Source organism: Sagittula sp. SSi028 (genome assembly GCF_048553715.1).
In the GTDB taxonomy this organism is placed as follows: domain Bacteria; phylum Pseudomonadota; class Alphaproteobacteria; order Rhodobacterales; family Rhodobacteraceae; genus Sagittula.
Genome location: NZ_JBLZNC010000002.1, coordinates 292,165 through 310,760 on the forward strand (window position 1 = coordinate 292,165; position 18,596 = coordinate 310,760).

Sequence of the window (18,596 nt, forward strand, 5' to 3'; positions counted from 1 at the left end):
GCGCATTAAAGTGTAGCCAGAACAGCGGGAAGCTGTTCTGGTATATCCTCGGCAATCAGTCCGGGCCCGAAACGCAAGGCCGCCTCGGCATGCAGCCACGCTGCGGTTGAGGCCGCCTGAAGTGGCGGCAGTCCGCGCGCCAGCAGGCCGCAGATGATGCCCGACAGCACATCCCCCGCCCCCGCCGTGGCCAACCACGGGGCATCGCGGTGCCCGTCACCGTTGTGGACGAAACACTGCCCCGTCGAATCGGCAATCACCGTATCGGACCCTTTCAGCAGCACCGTACACCCCGCGCGCACTGCGGCCTGCCGCACCACATCTGTTTTGCTCCTCCCTTCTCTAAGCTGGCTGGACAAGTCGGGAAACAGTTTGGCGAACTCGCCCCCATGCGGCGTCAGCACAACCGCGCCATGCACCATATCGAACAGCGAATCGGGTTTTCGCTGAAACCGTGACAACGCATCCGCGTCCAGCACCGTGGCGCGCTGCGCCTGTAATGCCGTTTTCACCAACTCGCCCGTGGCTGGTCCCAAGCCCAAGCCCGGCCCCAGACAAAGCGCATTGATCCGGGTGTCCTCCAACACTTCGGCCAGGCCAGCGGTCCCATCCAATCCCTTGATCATAATGGCCGTGAGCTGCACCGCATTCTCCGTCACCGCGCGCAGCGGGCATCCAAGCGTGACCAGCCCGGCCCCCACACGCAGCGCACCACGCGCCGCCAGTCGGGCAGCCCCCCCCTGCCCCCGGCGGGCCGCCGACCACGAAAACATGCCCATGATCATACTTGTGCTGATCCGCATGCTTGGACAGATCCGGCAAAATGTCCTGTGTTATTGGCGTTTCGGTCATATTGCCCCCCGATTTTCCGACGCGTCCTGAATATCATCCAACAGGTTGCGGTTTCCTTGCCCGCAAACTGTGTCCGAAGGCATCTCGATCAAGCGCCATGCACGACATGCCGCGCCACCGATTCAATTTCGATTACTTTTTGCGCAACTTGATCAAAAAACAGGACGCGCACATCGATTCAGCATTGCGTCTCCCCCTGCCATCCCCCTACCTGATTGTGACGGCCCATCAGGCATGATCTGCCGATGTCCGACACGGGTAGTGAAGGGGGGAGACCTCATGAAGAAGATCGAAGCGATCATCAAGCCATTCAAACTGGATGAAGTGAAAGAAGCCTTGCAGGATGCTGGCATCCAGGGCCTTTCCGTTGTCGAGGTAAAGGGTTTCGGCCGTCAAAAGGGCCATACGGAACTGTATCGTGGCGCAGAATATGTCGTGGACTTTCTGCCCAAGGTGAAGATCGAGATCGTTCTGGACGATGATCAGGTCGACGCGGCTGTCGAAGCCATCGTTGGCGCGGCCAAAACCGACAAGATCGGCGATGGCAAGATCTTTGTCTCCACCATCGAACAGGCCATCCGCATCCGGACCGGCGAATCCGGCTCTGACGCGCTGTAACCCTTGTTGGTGCGGGCCGCGCGCCACGCACCCCACAACCCAAGAATTTCTGACAGAGAAGGACTGTATAGAATGACCACCAACGCTGATGTTCTGAAGCTGATCAAGGACGAGGACGCGGCCTACGTCGACATCCGCTTCACCGACCCGCGTGGCAAGCTGCAGCACGTGACCGTGATGTCCGACCAGGTCGACGAAGACTTCCTTGAAGAAGGCTTCATGTTCGACGGCTCCTCCATCGCGGGCTGGAAATCCATCGAAGCCTCCGACATGAAACTGATGCCCGATCCCGCATCCGTTTATGTTGATCCGTTCTACGCTGAAAAAACCATCTGCATCCATTGCTCGGTTGTTGAACCCGACACCGGCGAAGCCTACGACCGCGACCCGCGCGGCACCGCGCAGAAGGCAGAAGCCTACCTGAAGTCCTCCGGCATCGGCGACATCTCCTACTGGGGTCCCGAAGCGGAATTCTTCCTGTTTGACGACGTGCGTTTCTCGAACTCGATCAACAAAGTATCCTACGAAGTCGACGCGATCGACGCATCGTGGAACACCGACACCGAGTACGAAATGGGCAACACCGGCCACCGTCCGGGCATCAAGGGCGGCTACTTCCCGGTCAACCCCATCGACGATGGCCAGGACATCCGTTCGGAAATGCTGTCCACCATGAAGCGCATGGGCATGAAAGTTGACAAGCACCACCACGAAGTGGCGTCCTGTCAGCACGAACTGGGCCTGATCTTCGGATCGCTGACCGCCCAGGCCGACGAACTGCAGAAGTACAAGTACGTCATCCACAACGTGGCCCAGGCCTACGGCAAGTCGGCAACCTTCATGCCCAAGCCGATCTACGGCGACAACGGCACCGGCATGCACTGCAACATGTCCATCTGGAAAGACGGCAAGCCGCTGTTTGCAGGTGACAAATACGCAGACCTGTCCGACGAGGCGCTGTTCTTCATCGGCGGTATCCTGAAGCACGCGAAATCGCTGAACGCCTTCACCAACCCGTCGACCAACTCCTACAAGCGTCTGATCCCGGGCTTCGAAGCACCTGTTCTGCGCGCCTACTCCGCACGTAACCGTTCGGGCTGTGTGCGTATTCCGTGGACCGAATCGCCCAAGGCAAAGCGCGTTGAGGCACGTTTCCCCGACCCGTCCGCGAACCCCTACCTGTGCTTCGCAGCCCTGCTGATGGCCGGCCTCGACGGGATCAAGAACAAGATCCACCCCGGCGACGCGATGGACAAGAACCTGTACGACCTGCCGCCCGAAGAGCTGGCCGACATCCCGACCGTTTGCGGCAGCTTGCGCGAAGCGATGGAAGAGCTGCAGGCGGACCACGACTACCTGCTGGCGGGCGACGTTTTCACCAAAGACCAGATCGATGGCTACATCGGCCTGAAAATGGAAGAGATCGAGCTGTACGAACACACGCCGCACCCGGTCGAGTTCGGCATGTACTACTCCTGCTGATCGACGGATCACAGCGACATCAACGGAAGGGCGCCCTTATTTGGGCGCCCTTTTGCGTTGGGCGCGCAGGGAAATACCAAGACTTCTATGGAGTTTGTGCGGACAGAGCTTGCTGCTTTCTTAAAGGTGTTTGGCATGATCGGGGCATTGCCCTTCCATAGGTCCACTCCCCCGCCTGTTTGCCACCGCTGCCGTGATATTGATCACACGGCAAAGCATGCACTTTGCCCCCCATCCCGATTAAAAATACGCGTGATTTGAATGGTTAGAATGCGCCGTATTGCGGGGCTTCCGGCGCGTGAAATGGGCGGTCACAAAGGGGCATCCCTGACCTTCGGACCGCGCCCACCATGTATGCCACCGCCACATTTGTATTCGCCGAATTCAACGCCCCGCGCCTGCCCCGCGTGCTTGATCTGCTCATGGGGATGCTGCGTGCCGACGATGCGGTCCATGGCGAGGTGACATTGGAAACCGAGGCGCGACTGGTCTTTGTCACGGACGGGCTGACGCTGAATTTGTCCCGTACGGAGCAACCGCATCAAAGCGCTGTGACCCTGAGCCTGAAACTGAGGGATAGACGCGCCGCCCCGAAACGGCTCGCGGCGCTGACCTTTGGATTGCTGCAAGCCACCGAGGCGCTGTCCGTGATCTGGCTGGACACCTCTGTGGCCATTCCGCGCAGCATTTTCCTGCGCGATCTGGAGGATTGTCTGGCCGCCAAACCGATCACACCGCGCAGACCGGCACTGGCCTTGCGCCACCGCCGCCCCCCATCGCGACGCATCCGACACAGTGATAAACGCTACGACAGCCATGTCGCCGCCTTCGAGGCGCATCTGCGCCACGCACTGTGCCGATCTGCCAGCTCAGATGAACTGGCGGCCTGTGCGCAATCTCTGCCGATACTGGCGCGCGCTCGCGTGGCGATCACCCATCTGCTTGTCGCCCCGCTTGCGAAAGGATCGCTGGCGTGACGGCAGCCTGTGATCGGCGATAATCCCCCGTTTGCCTTGCGCAATTGGGGATGCGCGCTACTGTCGCAGTACCGCAATGTATCCCGTGGAGACCCCATGCGTCGTATCGCTTCTGTTCTTGGCACCGCGTCCCTGTGCCTGTCCTTCCTGTCCGCGGCTCCGGCCCTCGCCGCCAGCTGCATCACCGAAAAAGGCGCCTTTGGGTCCTACAAGGCAAACCTCGCGCAGCAGGCGCAACAGGCGGGCGTTGGCCAACGCGGGCTGCAAGCGTTGCAGAATGCGCAGCTCTCCTCCATCACATGGCGCTTTGAATCACAGCCCTCGTCCCAGACCGGTGTTTCCTACGGCGATCCCGCGACCTTCCTGGCAAAGCGGACCGGAGGTTCGGCGCAGGCATTTGTGAACGCCGCGCGGTCCAAGCGAAACGCGAACGCGAATCTCTTTAACAGTATCGAGCAGCGTTTCGGCGTGCCCGGGTCGGTCTTGTCCGTCATCTGGGGGCTGGAGACATCTTGGGGCGGCTACCTCGGCAAAACAAAAATCGTCGACGGTGCCGTCACCCTCTCGTCCTATTGCCGCCGCCACCCACGTTTTGAACCCCATGCCGAAGCGGCGCTGATGCTGGTGGACCGTGGCCTGATCACCGCCAACACCCAAGGGGGGCCGTCCGGCGAGCTGGGCCATATGCAATTCCTCGCCGGCAACTGGATGCGCTACGGCGTGGACGCAAATGGCGACGGACGTATCGATCCCTACAACGCGGCAGATGCTTTGGCCTCGGCGGCGAACCTCTTGCGCCAGAACGGCTGGAAGGCCGGACAAGCCTTTGGTGAGGGCACGGCGAATTTCCGTGCGCTTTCGGCATGGAACGACAGCGGCAACTACCAGCGCGCCATCGCCTACGCCGCCCAGCAGGTCGGAAACTAATCTACCAGACCGGCGTGTTTGGCACGCCGGTCCATCTCCCTTTACGAGATCCGGTTTCCAAATTCGGTCAAATGTACACGAATTTACCAGATTTTGCCCAAATCCGAACATGAACGTCCGGCATCCAGATCCTGCAAGGCGCAGAATGCGCTGGTCAGGAGCGTGTCATGAATATTGTCGAGTACCCCTACGCAGGTCTGATTTTGCCGGACAGCAGCCAGCTGGACCCCGGCCCCTATCTGGACAGCGCCGCAGCCGTCTTGGACCGCCTCGACCATATTCCCGGGGCGGTGCCGCATCGCCCCGCCCATGGAAGCAAGGTCTTTGGCCGCCGCTTCGGGATCATCGCGATCCCTGAGGAAGACAGCGACTACGGCCCGCGCATGCTGCTGGAAATCGTGAACACCGACGGGTCTATCCCCACGGATGAACGCGTGGCCACGATTCTGTCTGATGTCGTGTTGGCCTGTCTTGATCACAGCGACGCGGATATTCTCGAATGGTATGCACCCGATGTGCTGCTGGATCGCGAGGACTTTGTCCGCCTGCGCTCCTACGTCTCCCCGCGTCGTATGCCCGACCTTGATCCGGCGATTGAGGATCAGCTGTTTGAAAACGATGCCCTGACCGCATCGCTGGCCGAAACGCTCTACCCCGATGTGGAAGAACCTGCCGCTCCGGTCGAAGAAGATCGCCCCAAGGTCACCGACCGTCTGGCCAAATACCGCATCACCTACGAGCCCGAAGCCCCTGAAAAGCGCCGTATGAGCATCGCAGGGCATCTTCTGACCGGGGTGATCGGGATTCTCTACCTGCCCTTGGCCATCGCGTTGTACATTCTGACGCTTGGGCGCGGTATGGATTTTCGGCTTGTCAGTCAGGCGCTTGTTGTGACGGCTTTGTTCACCGTGCTGTACAACGCGGACCGGCTGAACGGCGTGATGCTGTCCATGACGCACTGACTGATAAGGCATTCCTGAAAAACAAAAAATCGCCCCGAAGGGCGATTTTTGTATGGTGCGGTCGAGAAGACTCGAACTTCCACGGGAGTTACCCCACAGCGACCTCAACGCTGCGCGTCTACCAATTCCGCCACGACCGCACTCTGTCCCAGCTTGGGTAGAGCGGCGTATAAATCAGCCCCCCAGAGATGTGAAGCCAAAAAACGCCCCCATTTCGGATTTTTCGGATCAGGGTGCGCGCGCGTGCTGGCGTTGCGCATTCTGGCCCGAACGACTACATCGCAGGGGCGTCACGCACGAACGATACAGGCAAGGGATTGCACGATGGAATGGAAGATTTCTGACGGTTTGACCCCCTACCCTGATGCGCTGGCCTTTATGGAAGCCCGCGTCGACGCCATCGCCCGTGGCGAGGCGGAGGAATGTGTCTGGCTGCTAGAGCATCCACCGCTGTACACTGCCGGCACCTCCGCCGATGTGGCCGACCTGAAAGACCCCGACCGCTTTCCGGTTTATGACACCAAGCGCGGCGGCCAGTACACCTACCACGGGCCGGGGCAACGCGTGGTGTATGTTATGCTGGACCTGAACAAGCGCGGGAAGGATGTCCGCAAGTTCGTTGAAACACTTGAGGGATGGGTGATCGACACGCTCGCCACCTTTAACCTGACGGGGCATATCCGCTGTGGCCGCGTCGGTGTCTGGATCGAACGCCCTGATCGCCCGCGCACACCGTCCGGCGCGACCGCCGAGGACAAGATCGCCGCAATCGGAATCCGTCTGCGCAAATGGGTCAGTTTTCACGGCATCTCGATCAACGTTGAGCCGGATTTGACGCATTTTAAAGGCATCGTTCCCTGCGGCATCACCGAATTCGGCGTCACCAGTCTGGTCGACATGGGGCTGCCCGTCGGGATGGACGATCTGGACGTGGCGCTGCGCCAATCCTTCGAGGCGCGCTTTCCAGATCCGTCCTGACGACCCGCCCTAGCGCAGGGTCGCGCGGTTGGCGAAAACGTGGGAGAGAATATCCTCGCGCGTCAGACCCATAGCAGCGAGATCCGCATCGGATTTTGACCGCAACGCGGCAATCGCCTCCTTGCGCTGGCGATAGCGACGGTCAAAAGGCGTCTCGAAAATGCGCGACAGCCTTTGACGCAGCGCGGAACCGGTGTTCTGGGCAGAAAACAGATCAACATAAGCCATTTTGATCCCCCCTCGGGATGGTGAGCAGCGACAGGATCAGCGTTACCTTTGCGAGGTGTTGCGCGACAGTCGGGAAACCCTGACCTTTGCCCATGCCCCGAAGGTGCGACCTGATCCGTTAACGGTGTATGAACGCGGGCGCGAAAAAACTGTTCCCGGATACAGATTATCCGGCTGACACGTTGACGTGATACAATTCACGGTAGACTGACCGTTTGACCAAGCGAGGCGCACCCTTGATCAGGCAACATCGCACAGCGACAAGACGCTTGTCGAAACAACACCCCAATTCGCACCATAACCCGCACAAGGTGCGACAAAATGTTTGATCCAGATCAATTCGACGCATGGACGCGCGGGCAGACACCTTCTAAAACGTGGACCGATCACCGGGCGCCCGGCTAGATTCTATCCTCGCGTCCTCGTCTTGAAATTTTAGGAGGCAGACAATGGCAGACGCCGCCATTCACGGCCACGAACATGAAGACAACCGGGGCTTCTTTACCCGGTGGTTCATGTCGACCAACCACAAGGATATCGGGATCCTTTATCTGATCGTGTCGGCGCTGGCCGGCCTGATCTCGGTGACCTTCACCGTTTATATGCGCCTGGAACTGATGGAACCGGGCGTTCAGTACATGTGTATGGAAGGCGCACGTTTCACCGCTGCCGCCATCGAGGACTGTACCCCCAACGGCCATCTGTGGAACGTGCTGATCACGGGCCACGGTATCCTGATGATGTTCTTCGTCGTCATTCCGGCCCTGTTCGGCGGTTTCGGCAACTACTTCATGCCGCTGCAGATCGGCGCGCCCGACATGGCGTTCCCGCGCATGAACAACCTGTCGTTCTGGATGTACTTCGCAGGTACCGCGCTGGCGGTGGCCTCGGTTCTGTCACCGGGCGGCAACGGCCAGCTTGGCTCGGGCGTGGGCTGGGTGCTTTACCCGCCGCTGTCCGTGCGTGAAGGCGGCTACTCCATGGATCTCGCGATCTTTGCGGTGCACGTATCCGGTGCCTCCTCGATCCTGGGCGCGATCAACATGATCACCACCTTCCTGAACATGCGTGCCCCCGGCATGACCCTGTTCAAGGTGCCGCTGTTTGCATGGTCGATCTTTGTCACCTCCTGGCTGATCCTGCTGGCCCTGCCTGTTCTGGCCGGTGCCATCACCATGCTGCTGACCGACCGTAACTTTGGCACGACGTTCTTTGATCCGGCCGGTGGCGGTGACCCGATCCTGTACCAGCACATCCTGTGGTTCTTTGGCCACCCGGAAGTGTACATCGTGATCGTGCCCGGCTTTGGTATCGCATCGCATGTGATCGCGACCTTCTCGCGCAAGCCTGTGTTCGGCTACCTGCCGATGGTCTGGGCGATCATCGCGATTGGTGCCTTGGGCTTTGTCGTGTGGGCGCACCACATGTACACCGTCGGCATGTCGCTGCGTCAGCAGTCCTACTTCATGCTGGCCACCATGGTGATCGCCGTGCCCACAGGGGTGAAGATCTTTAGCTGGATTGCAACCATGTGGGGCGGCTCGATCGAGTTCAAAACCCCCATGCTGTTTGCCATCGGCTTTGTCCTGCTGTTCACCATCGGCGGCGTGACCGGCGTTGTTCTGTCGCAGGCCGGTGTGGACCGTGCCTATCACGACACCTACTACGTCGTGGCGCACTTCCACTACACCATGTCGATGGGTGCCGCGTTCACCATCTTTGCCGGTATGTACTTCTACCTGCCGAAGATGTCGGGCCGCATGTACCCTGAACTGGCTGGTAAGATTCACTTCTGGATGTTCTTCATCGGTGTGAACCTGACCTTCTTCCCGCAGCACTTCCTGGGCCGTCAGGGCATGCCGCGCCGCTACATCGACTACCCGGAGGCATTCGCCACCTGGAACTATGTCTCGTCGATCGGTGCCATGATCTCCTTCTCGTCGTTCCTGCTGTTCTTCGGCATCATTGCCTACACGCTGACCCGTGGTGCGAAATCCACCGTGGCGAACCCGTGGAACGAATATGCGGACACGCTGGAATGGACCCTGCCCTCCCCCCCGCCCGAGCACACGTTCGAGCAGCTTCCGAAACAGGAAGACTGGGACAAGGGCCACGCGCACTAAGCGCCGTGTGACTGAAAATCCAAAAGGCCCCGCCATCCGGCGGGGCCTTTTTTACACCAAGGGCTGATGCGGCGCTTTGACCGTTTGAAGGACGGCGCAGCGAATTTATAACTTCCTCATGCCTTATACTTGGACCACGCCCACCTCTGCGCCCGTTCAGGAACTGCGCCTTTGCCCGCACAACGCCCTGTCGGACAAAGGCTTTGCCGCCATGATTCTCGGGTTCTTTCTGGTCGCCTCGATCCCGCTGATCGCGGTCCTTGGGACGATGGTTCTATGGGGGCTGCTGCCCTTCATCCTCGCCGCGACCGCGGGGCTGTATTACGGGCTGCGCCGCAACAACCAAGACCGGCAAATCCTCGAAACCCTGCGGCTCAGCGCGGATGAGACCGAGCTTTGGCGGCAGAACCCGCGAGGTGATGCGCAGCATTGGCAGGCAAACACCTATTGGGTGACGGTATCCTTGCACGAAAACGGTGGCCCCGTGCCCAATTACGTGACACTCAAAGGCGCAGGCCGCGAGGTTGAAATTGGCGCCTTTCTGTCAGAAGCAGAGCGGAAAGTATTGTATACCGATCTCGTCACCACATTGCGGCGAATAAAGGATGTGTAATGGCTCAGGCACCGGCCACCCCAAAATGGCGCCGCGCGGCATTGTCGATCGCTGCGGGGCTGAACAACACTGGCATGATCAACCGGCTGTCCCCCGTCCCATCGGAACAAGCGGCGATTGATCTGCGCACGGCGTTGCAAGGGCGCGTGCCGCCCCTGCGCAAACAAGTGGTCTTTCTGATTCCATTGGTCGGCCCAGATCAGGTGGGCGATTGGGGGGCTGTCACGGACCGTCTTCGCGCCACGCTGCATTGCCTGCGCGCCCAGAATGACCCCCACTGGCAGGTCATCGTGTGCTGCCAAGTCAAACCGGAGCTGCCGGAGGACCGGCGCATCCATTTCCTGCCGTTCGACGATCCCGAACCGGGCAATGACAAATGGCGCAAGCTGTCTGCCTTGTACAAACAGTTGATGCGGCTCGACACCGGCCCCTGTTATGTCATGTCTTTTGATGCCGATGATCTGCTGCGGCAGGGCGTGGTCAAGGAGATGCTGCGCCGTCAGGCACCAGGCGGCTATCTGGTGCAGTCGGGGCTGGTGATGGATGACAGCACGGGCATCATCGCGCTGGCCGACCAGCGCACGTTGAAGGAACCGATGCGCAAACCCTTCTGGAAGCTGTGCGGCTCCTGCGCGGCCCTTGCTCATGATCCCGATCTGCCGCAATCCGGAGCCTTCCTCGAGGCCATGACCCAGCATGAGCACCGCATGTTCCCCTATTTGGCGCGATTGGCCGGACGGGCGCTCGCCCCTTTGAGCTTTCCTGCTGTGCTGTACGTCTTGAACCATGGCGAGAATTTTGGCGCGCGTCGCGGGCGGGTCAGCTTCAAGACCCGCTTTGTCGAACGGTTCAAGATCGAGGACCGCGACGAACTGGCCACCATCGCCGAGGGGTTCCCCCTGCCGGAAGATGCAGCCGAGAGTGACATGCCCTCTCCCGCGTCTTGAACAAAAACGGCCTCCGAAGGTGCGCTTCGGAGGCCGTCTCATAAATTGTCGCCTCAGCGATCAGGCGGACAAGCGGCCCTTGACCAGCGGACCAACGGCGGCAAAGTCGATCTGTCCGGTGTACTTGCCCTTGAGCACGCCCATCACACGTCCCATGTCGCGGATCGAATCGGCGCCGACCTCGGCCACTGCGTCATCCACCGCCTGCGCCACTTCGGCGTCGGACAGGGGACGCGGCAGGAACTCTTCGATCACAGCGATCTCGGTTTCTTCCCGCTCCGCCAGATCGAGCCGCCCGCCCTCTTCGTAGGTTCTCATGCTTTCACGGCGCTGTTTGACCATGCGGCCCAGAATGGCCAGCACATCGGCCTCTGGCACGCCGTTTTCATTGCCTTCGGCGCGGGCCGCGATATCGCGGTCCTTGATCGCGGCATTGATCAATCGCAGCGTCGACAGACGGGCGCTGTCCTTGTCCCGCATTGCCTGTTTCACGGCCGCATTGACCCGTTCGCGCAATTCCATACCAGCCTGTCTCCGGTGCTGTTGTCACAAAGTCGCAACATACCGTATGGCCGCCCCCCGTGCAACCGCAGCAAAATCTCACCAACCAACTGATATAGTTGTATATTTTAAAACAACCACAGCCCCTTGACCGTGGATGCCTGCCGGATTAGGTTCCGCCGCGTTTGCCCATCAGCCACCGGAGTCGCCCATGTCTGCCGCCAAGTCCGCGCCCACCGCCTGTCTTGCTCTTGCCGATGGGACTTTGTTCTACGGCCATGGTTTTGGCGCCACGGGCCAAGTCACCGCCGAGCTGTGCTTTAACACCGCCATGACGGGCTATCAGGAAATCATGACCGACCCGTCTTATGCCGGGCAGATCGTGACCTTTACCTTCCCGCATGTGGGCAACGTCGGGGTAAACCCCGAAGACGATGAAACCGGCGATCCCGTCGCTGCCGGCATGGTGGTGAAATGGATGCCCACCACGCCGTCGAACTGGCGGTCCGTGCAGGGCCTGTCTGATTGGTTGTCGGCACGCGGCCGCATCGCCATCGGTGGCATCGACACCCGTCGCCTGACCCGCGCGATCCGCCAGTCCGGTGCCCCGCACGTGGCACTGGCCCATGATCCCGAAGGCAAATTCGATATCGAGGCGCTGGTCGCCGCAGCCCGTGGGTTCTCGGGTCTTGAAGGTCTGGATCTGGCCAAAGACGTGACCTGCGCGCAAAGCTACCGCTGGGACGAGATGCGGTGGGCTTGGCCCGAGGGTTACCCCCGCCAGACCGACGCAAAACACAAGGTCGTGGCCATCGACTACGGCGCGAAACGCAACATTCTGCGCTGCCTCGCGTCGGCGGGGTGTGACGTCACCGTCCTGCCCGCTTCGGCGACCTATGACGACGTGATGGCACATAATCCCGATGGCGTGTTCCTGTCCAACGGCCCCGGCGACCCTGCGGCAACGGGCGCTTATGCCGTGCCGATGATTCAGGGCCTGCTGGACAAAACCGAACTGCCGATCTTTGGCATTTGTTTAGGGCACCAGATGCTGGCGCTGGCGCTTGGCGCGCGGACCATCAAGATGAACCACGGCCACCACGGCGCGAACCACCCGGTGAAAGACGTCGAAAGCGGCAAGGTCGAGATCACGTCGATGAACCACGGGTTCGCCGTTGACGGGCAGTCACTGCCCACCGGCGTGATGGAAACCCATGTGTCGCTGTTCGACGGCTCCAACTGTGGCATCCGCATGCAGGATCGTCCGGTCTTCTCTGTCCAGCACCACCCCGAGGCAAGCCCCGGCCCGCAGGACAGCTTCTACCTGTTCGAGCGTTTCGCCGCGTCGATGTGATCCGCTTCAGACCGCTGGACAAAGCGCCCTTCGGGGCGCTTTTTCGTTTTGTTAACCGAGTCGCCAATAGGTCACCACTCAATGGCAGCACATTTAACGGGAGCATTGCGGCGCATCTCCCGCAAAAGCTGCATTTCGTTCTTAATCTATCCCTCGACCGGATGCCCCAGCCTTGCTGACTGCCGTTAACCAACTGGTAACCTTCAAAAAACACGCGCCCGTTCCCGCTTCGTTTCAAATCGGTTAACTGTGCATTAAGCCACAGGGCGCACCATAAGGCATCGTGAGGATTCAGATGCCACAGCTTGCCCCACCTTTCGAAGATGACAGAGCCCCGCTGCGCGATCATCGCGGGCAGCCGGTAAGCCATATTCTGATCGAAAACCGCAAAAGCAGCCCGCGCGTGATGCTGGGCGCTATGGCAGAGGCGCATCGCATCAACCAACCGCTCGCCCGCGTGGTCGAGGCGGAGGCGCTGGCCTCGCCCAAGGATGTGCTGTTGGCGCAGGCCCAGCATTTCGGGGTCATGGTCTTGGACCGCGAGACAACGCCGCCTGCGCCGGATCTGGCCCGACTGCTGCCGGCGGCATTCTGTCTTCAGCATGGGGTTCTGCCTTGGCTGCGGGTGGGCGATACGCTGGTGCTGGCGACGTCCAGACCGGAAGCCTACGATCAGATTGTGCCACTTCTGCCACCCGATATCGGGCCGGTGATGATGGCGCTTGCCTTGGAAGCGGACATTCATGCCGAGATCGGCGCCCGCCACGGCGATGCCTTGGCCCATGCGGCGGAACACTGGGTGCCCGATGACGAAAGCTGTCGTGATCTCAACACTGCCAGCCCGCGCGCCACAGGCTTTGCCGTTCTATGTGGCATGGGCGCGATTGCCGTCCTGATCGCAGAGCCGCGCCTGTTTTTCGCCTGCGCGCTGGCCTTGGCGCTGACCTCGCTGATCATCGGGCAGATCATGAAGGTGGCGGCCTTTGTTGCCGCCCCGCGCCGCCAAGATCGCCAAGTTGCCCGCCTGCCCCGCACAGCGCCCATCGTGTCGATCATGGTGCCACTGTTCCGCGAGCATGAGATCGCCTCGACCCTCGTGGCGCGCTTGTCCCGGCTGACCTACCCCAAGGCGCTTCTGGACGTGGTTCTGGTGCTCGAGGCCACTGATGACACCACCCGAGAGACGCTGCGCCGCACCACTTTGCCCCCATGGATGCGGCGCATCACGGTCCCACCGGGCAGCATTCAGACCAAGCCACGCGCGCTGAACTATGCATTTCATTTCACCCGTGGGCGGATCGTCGGGATCTATGACGCCGAGGACGCGCCCGCCCCCGATCAGATCGAACAGGTGGTGGCGCATTTCGACCGCGCGGCCCCTGATGTGGGCTGTGTTCAGGGGATACTCGACTTCTACAATCCATGCGCCAACTGGCTATCGCGCTGTTTTACCATTGAATACGCCAGCTGGTTCCGCATCCTTTTACCGGGATTGGCACGCATGGGATTTGCCGTGCCGCTTGGCGGAACCACAGTGTTTTTCCGCCGCGAGGCCATTGAACAGGTCAAGGGCTGGGACGCCCACAACGTCACCGAAGACGCAGATCTGGGCATGCGGCTGGCGCGCAAAGGCTGGAAAACAGAGCTGATCCGGTCGGTCACCCGCGAAGAAGCCAACAACAGGTTCTGGCCGTGGGTCAAACAACGCTCACGCTGGCTCAAGGGGTACGGCATCACGTGGTGGGTCCACAGCCGCAGGCCGCGCGCCCTGTGGCGCGATCTTGGGCCGAAACGCTTTTTCGGGTTGCAGGTGCTGTTGCTGGGAACCCTGTTGCAGTTCGCGCTGGCGCCGGTGCTGTGGTCATTCTGGCTGATTGTCGCAGGCTGGCCGCATCCGCTGGACCCCTACCTGACGCGCACCGCGATCCTGTGGCTGACCGGCATTTTCCTGTCGGCAGAGGCATGCACATTTATCCTTGGGGTGGCGGCGCTGGCGCGCAGCCCGCATGCGCGGCTGTATCACTGGGTGCCGACATTGTTCGCCTATTTCCCGCTGGGCACCGCCGCCATCTACAAGGCTCTGTGGGAAACGCTGCACAGCCCGTTCTACTGGGACAAAACCGAACACGGCCATTCTGCCCCCGACCATGTCAGGGCCGACCTGCCGCCGGACACCCATTTGTAGATCAGCCCAGTGTCTCGCGCGTGTCCTGTTTCAGCCGCGTCACAAACGCCACCGAGATATGATCCCGCAGTGCCTGATAGGCGGCATCCTCATTGCGGGCGGCGATGGCATCGACGATGGCCTGATGTTCTGCCAGCGCGTTCTCGCCGCGCCCTTCGGCGGCCAGCGATGTGGTGGCCATCAGCGCCATGGAGCGGTGCACAAGGTCCAGCTGTTGCACCAGAAAGCGGTTGTGCGACGCGAGATGGATCATCTTGTGAAAGCGTCGGTTGGCACGGGCCAGCTCTGCGGGATCGTCCATCAAGGCGCGGTCGTCTTCGACCATGTCATGCAGAACGCGCACCTCTTCTTCGGTGGCGTGACGCGCCGCCAGTCGCGCGGCCAGCCCTTCCAGCTCGGTACGGACCGCATAAAGCTCGGCCATCTGGTTGTGATCAAGGGAGGCCACGATCAGCGATCGCCCGTCGCGCGCCAGCAGGCTTTGGGTTTCAAGCCGCTGCAGCGCCTCGCGGATCGGCGTCCGAGAGACCCCGAACCTGTCGGCCAGCTCGCTTTCAACCAGACGGTCCCCCGGTCGGTATGTGCCGGAATCAATCGCTTCGAGGATCAGCGCATAGGCATCCTTCTGGGGGGGCTTCGGCTGGGCCATGCGGTCTCCTTGTTCGACGCGCCCGAGGTTAGCCTGTCAAATCCCCCGACGACAACCCGCGATCAATTGCGCATCCCGCACAACGTGGCCTATATCGCTGATATGGAACAATTTGATCGCCTGCGCACATGGGTCTTTGACCTCGACAACACGCTTTATCCGCCGCATATGCGGCTCTTTGACCAGATCGAGGCCAAGATGACCCGCTATGTGATGCGGGCCGCAGGGGTCAATGCCGCCGAGGCCGACCACCTGCGCCAGCTCTACTGGATGGAGCACGGCACCACGCTGGCCGGTCTGATGAAAAACCACGGCATCGATCCCGACGCCTATATGGAAGAGGTGCATGACATCTCGTTTGACGTGCTCGAGGCCGATCCATATCTGGCGCAGCAGATTGCCAAGCTGCCCGGCCGCCGCATCGTCTACACCAATGGCAGCGCCCCTTACGCGGCCAAAGTGCTGGAAGCGCGCGGTCTGGCCGCAGCGTTTGACGCGATCTACGGGGTCGAAAGCGCGGCCTACGTGCCCAAACCGCAGGCGCAGTCCTATGACCGGATCTTTGACCTTGCAGGCGTTGCGCCAGACACTGCTGTGATGTTCGAGGATGACCCGCGCAATCTGGCGGTGCCCCACGAACGCGGTATGGTCACGGTGCATGTCGCCCCCGAACCCGCCCCGGCGCCTCATATCCATCACCACACCAGTGATCTGAGCGATTTCCTCGGGCGGGTGCTGACGCGTCTAGGGCTGTAGACCTGCCAAGGCGTCGCATTTCCCCCGCCACCACCGCGCCCTACATATCCCCGCAAGGAGAGCGATCATGGATTATGACATCACGATCTCGGGCGGGGGCATCGCCGGACTGACCGCAGCGGCCGCCTTTGCCCAAGCGGGATTTTCGACGCTGGTGGTGGATCCTGCCCCGCCGGTGACCGACCGCGACGCGGATGGATCGGACCTGCGCAGCACCGCGTTTTTGCAACCGGCGCAAGGGTTTCTTGCGGACATCGGGCTGTGGGCGCGGCTGGCGGATCATGCCACGCCACTGCAGACGATGCGTATCGTTGATGCGGGCGGCCCCGAGCCTGAGCCGCGCGTGACCAAGGATTTCGACAGCGGCGATATCTCCGACAAGCCCTTCGGGTGGAACCTGCCGAACTGGCTGCTGCGGCGGGAAATGGCTGCTCAGCTTGGCGATCTCGCGGGCGTGGATTTCCGCCCCGGCACGGCCACCACCGCGCTGTTCACCCGCGAGGGCGAGGCCCGCGTCTCGCTCTCCGATGGCAGCCGTGTCACCACGCGGTTGGTGATTGCAGCGGATGGGCGGAACTCGCCCATGCGGCAGGCCGCCGGGATCGGCGTGCGCACCACGCGCTTTGGACAAAAGGCGCTGGCCTTTGCGGTCACCCATCCGATCCCGCACAACAATGTCTCGACCGAGATCCACCGCACCGGCGGTCCCTTCACGCTGGTCCCCCTGCCCGACCATGACGGGATGCCATCCTCTGCGGTGGTCTGGATGGATGACGGCCCCAAATCGACGCAGCGCATGCGCCTGACAGAGGACGCCTTTGAGGCAGAGATGTCCGAGCGCGCATGTCACGTCCTTGGACCGCTCAAGCTGGCCTCGCGCCGGACAATCTGGCCCATTATTGCACAGGAGGCGGAACATCTGACCGGCCAGCGGCTGGCGCTGGTGGCAGAAGCCGCCCATGTGGTCCCACCCATCGGGGCGCAGGGGTTGAACATGAGCCTCAAGGATATGGCCACGTTGCGGGATCTTGCGGTGGCATCGCCGGTTAGCTTGGGCGATGCCGCCATGCTGGACGCTTACGCGCGGGCGCGCCACGCGGATATCCGCGCCCGTGTGGCGGGGATATCCGCGCTCAACCGCATCAGTCAGATGTCGAGCCAACCCTTGCGGGACATGCGCGCCAAGGGGCTGGATGCGCTGTACGCGATGGCGCCTGTGCGCCGTTCCTTGATGAAACTGGGGCTTGGCGCGGGGGATTGACCCCGCGCCCGCTGGGTCACAGGACTTGATCAACCACGGCCTTGAGCCGCGCGATTGTGCCGTCCACATCATACAGCTTGTCCAGACCGAACAGCCCGATGCGGAAGGTCGAAAAGCCCTCAGGCTCATCCACCGCAAGCGGGACGCCCGCGGCGATCTGCATGCCCTTGGCGGCAAAGGCCTTGCCCGATTTCACCTCCGGATCATCGGTGTAGCACACCACAACGCCCGGCGCGGCAAAGCCATCGGCTGCGACGCTTTTGACACCCTTTGCGGCGAACAACTCGCGCACGCCGTTGCCCAAGGCCCATTGCGCCTCTTTCAGGCGGGTAAAACCATAGTCGCGGGTTTCGGCCATGGCGTCGCGGAAATCCCGCAGCCCGTCGGTGGGCATGGTCGCGTGATAGGCATGGCCGCCGTCCTCATAGGCGACCATGATCTGGCGCCATTTCTTGAGATCGACAGCGAAACTGTCCGATGTGGTCTCGTCGAGCCGCGCAAGCGCACGCTCCGACATCATCACCAGACCGGCACAAGGCGTCGAGGACCACCCCTTTTGCGGGGCGGAAATCAGAACATCCACGCCGGTTTCCGCCATATCGACCCAGACACAGCCCGACGCGATGCAATCGAGAACCATCAGCGCGCCGACCTTATGCGCCGCCGCTGACAGACGTTTGATATAGTCGTCGGGCAGGATCATCCCGGCAGAGGTTTCCACATGCGGGGCAAAGACGATGGCCGGGCGGGTCTCGGCGATTTTGGCCTCGACCTCTTCGATCGGGGCGGGCTGGAACGGCGCGTCGGGCGCATTGCCGGTCTGGCGCGCCTTCATCACCGTGGTGGTGCCGCCGAAATTCCCTGCCTCGAATATCTGCGACCAACGGTAGGAGAACCAGCCATTGCGCACGACCAGAACATCGGCCCCCTGACCGAACTGGCGGGCGACCGCTTCCATCCCGTAGGAGCCGCCGCCGGGGACCACGGCCACGGCCTGTGCGGCATAGACCTCGCGCAGCATTTCCGAGATGTCGCGCATCACGGTCTGGAACGCGGCGGACATGTGGTTCAGCGAACGGTCGGTAAAGACGACAGAGAATTCTTCCAACCCGTTTGGGTCAACGGTTTCGAGCAAAGCAGACATGCGGTGTCCTCCTTCTTTGGGCATCGACCTACCCCAGCA

The 18,596-nt window shown here is 61.4% G+C and carries 18 protein-coding genes and 1 tRNA gene; 13 read left to right on the forward strand and 6 right to left on the reverse strand.

The window, feature by feature from the left end; translation table 11 throughout:
* Positions 1-5: 5 nt before the first annotated feature.
* Entirely contained in the window at positions 6-803 is a 798-nt protein-coding gene (locus ACN5AZ_RS04930; protein ID WP_419427748.1) for an NAD(P)H-hydrate dehydratase, read from the reverse strand.
* Positions 804-1,131: 328 nt separating this feature from the next.
* Between ACN5AZ_RS04930 and ACN5AZ_RS04935 the strand changes: the two genes are divergently transcribed.
* From ACN5AZ_RS04935 to ACN5AZ_RS04955, 5 genes are all read left to right on the forward strand, one after another.
* Positions 1,132-1,470, forward strand: coding sequence for a P-II family nitrogen regulator (locus tag ACN5AZ_RS04935; protein ID WP_419427749.1), 339 nt, complete (start codon positions 1,132-1,134; stop codon positions 1,468-1,470).
* Positions 1,471-1,542: 72 nt separating this feature from the next.
* A complete protein-coding gene (glnA, locus tag ACN5AZ_RS04940; protein ID WP_419427750.1) occupies positions 1,543-2,952 on the forward strand; it encodes a type I glutamate--ammonia ligase in 1,410 nt (469 codons plus the stop codon).
* Between the two features lie 350 nt (positions 2,953-3,302).
* Positions 3,303-3,929, forward strand: a complete 627-nt coding sequence (locus ACN5AZ_RS04945) for a hypothetical protein (protein ID WP_419427751.1) — start codon at positions 3,303-3,305, stop codon at positions 3,927-3,929.
* 96 nt (positions 3,930-4,025) lie between these two features.
* Positions 4,026-4,856: a lytic murein transglycosylase gene (locus ACN5AZ_RS04950; RefSeq protein ID WP_419427752.1), complete on the forward strand. Its 831-nt coding sequence runs from the start codon at positions 4,026-4,028 to the stop codon at positions 4,854-4,856.
* Positions 4,857-5,023: 167 nt separating this feature from the next.
* Positions 5,024-5,818, forward strand: coding sequence for a hypothetical protein (locus tag ACN5AZ_RS04955; RefSeq protein WP_419427753.1), 795 nt, complete (start codon positions 5,024-5,026; stop codon positions 5,816-5,818).
* 53 nt (positions 5,819-5,871) lie between these two features.
* Here ACN5AZ_RS04955 and ACN5AZ_RS04960 read toward each other — a convergent pair.
* Positions 5,872-5,958 (reverse strand) — tRNA-Leu (locus ACN5AZ_RS04960).
* 163 nt (positions 5,959-6,121) lie between these two features.
* Here ACN5AZ_RS04960 and lipB point away from each other — a divergent pair.
* Complete coding sequence (lipB, locus tag ACN5AZ_RS04965; protein ID WP_419427981.1) at positions 6,122-6,796, forward strand: lipoyl(octanoyl) transferase LipB; 675 nt, start codon at positions 6,122-6,124, stop codon at positions 6,794-6,796.
* A 9-nt stretch (positions 6,797-6,805) separates the two neighbouring features.
* Here lipB and ACN5AZ_RS04970 read toward each other — a convergent pair whose 3' ends face one another.
* Positions 6,806-7,024 carry a hypothetical protein gene (locus tag ACN5AZ_RS04970; RefSeq protein WP_419427754.1) on the reverse strand — a complete coding sequence of 73 codons (219 nt, stop codon included), beginning with the start codon at positions 7,022-7,024 and terminating at the stop codon, positions 6,806-6,808.
* 449 nt (positions 7,025-7,473) lie between these two features.
* Here ACN5AZ_RS04970 and ctaD point away from each other — a divergent pair, with 449 nt between their 5' ends.
* From ctaD to ACN5AZ_RS04985, 3 genes are all read left to right on the forward strand, one after another.
* Positions 7,474-9,147: a cytochrome c oxidase subunit I gene (ctaD, locus tag ACN5AZ_RS04975; protein ID WP_419427755.1), complete on the forward strand. Its 1,674-nt coding sequence runs from the start codon at positions 7,474-7,476 to the stop codon at positions 9,145-9,147.
* 118 nt (positions 9,148-9,265) lie between these two features.
* On the forward strand, positions 9,266-9,760 hold the full coding sequence (locus ACN5AZ_RS04980; protein WP_419427756.1) for a DUF2244 domain-containing protein: 495 nt from the start codon (positions 9,266-9,268) through the stop codon (positions 9,758-9,760).
* On the forward strand, positions 9,760-10,707 hold the full coding sequence (locus ACN5AZ_RS04985) for a hypothetical protein (protein WP_419427757.1): 948 nt from the start codon (positions 9,760-9,762) through the stop codon (positions 10,705-10,707). Before ACN5AZ_RS04980 ends, ACN5AZ_RS04985 begins: the two co-directional genes overlap by 1 nt.
* Before the next feature lie 60 nt (positions 10,708-10,767).
* Here the strand turns inward: ACN5AZ_RS04985 and ACN5AZ_RS04990 are convergent, their stop codons facing one another.
* Positions 10,768-11,229 carry a GatB/YqeY domain-containing protein gene (locus ACN5AZ_RS04990; protein WP_419427758.1) on the reverse strand — a complete coding sequence of 154 codons (462 nt, stop codon included), beginning with the start codon at positions 11,227-11,229 and terminating at the stop codon, positions 10,768-10,770.
* A 190-nt stretch (positions 11,230-11,419) separates the two neighbouring features.
* On the opposite strand from ACN5AZ_RS04990, the gene carA reads away from it, so the two are divergent.
* Positions 11,420-12,562: a glutamine-hydrolyzing carbamoyl-phosphate synthase small subunit gene (gene carA, locus ACN5AZ_RS04995; protein ID WP_419427759.1), complete on the forward strand. Its 1,143-nt coding sequence runs from the start codon at positions 11,420-11,422 to the stop codon at positions 12,560-12,562.
* A gap of 295 nt (positions 12,563-12,857) precedes the next feature.
* Positions 12,858-14,747, forward strand: coding sequence for a glycosyltransferase family 2 protein (locus tag ACN5AZ_RS05000; protein WP_419427760.1), 1,890 nt, complete (start codon positions 12,858-12,860; stop codon positions 14,745-14,747).
* 1 nt (position 14,748) lies between these two features.
* Here ACN5AZ_RS05000 and ACN5AZ_RS05005 read toward each other — a convergent pair whose 3' ends face one another.
* On the reverse strand, positions 14,749-15,396 hold the full coding sequence (locus ACN5AZ_RS05005) for a GntR family transcriptional regulator (protein WP_419427761.1): 648 nt from the start codon (positions 15,394-15,396) through the stop codon (positions 14,749-14,751).
* Between the two features lie 102 nt (positions 15,397-15,498).
* Here ACN5AZ_RS05005 and ACN5AZ_RS05010 point away from each other — a divergent pair, with 102 nt between their 5' ends.
* Positions 15,499-16,152: a pyrimidine 5'-nucleotidase gene (locus ACN5AZ_RS05010; RefSeq protein ID WP_419427762.1), complete on the forward strand. Its 654-nt coding sequence runs from the start codon at positions 15,499-15,501 to the stop codon at positions 16,150-16,152.
* A gap of 67 nt (positions 16,153-16,219) precedes the next feature.
* A complete protein-coding gene (locus ACN5AZ_RS05015) occupies positions 16,220-17,413 on the forward strand; it encodes a UbiH/UbiF family hydroxylase (RefSeq protein ID WP_419427763.1) in 1,194 nt (397 codons plus the stop codon).
* 16 nt (positions 17,414-17,429) lie between these two features.
* On the opposite strand, the gene ACN5AZ_RS05020 is transcribed toward ACN5AZ_RS05015, so the two are convergent.
* Positions 17,430-18,557: an aminotransferase class V-fold PLP-dependent enzyme gene (locus ACN5AZ_RS05020; protein WP_419427764.1), complete on the reverse strand. Its 1,128-nt coding sequence runs from the start codon at positions 18,555-18,557 to the stop codon at positions 17,430-17,432.
* Positions 18,558-18,596: the final 39 nt, after the last annotated feature.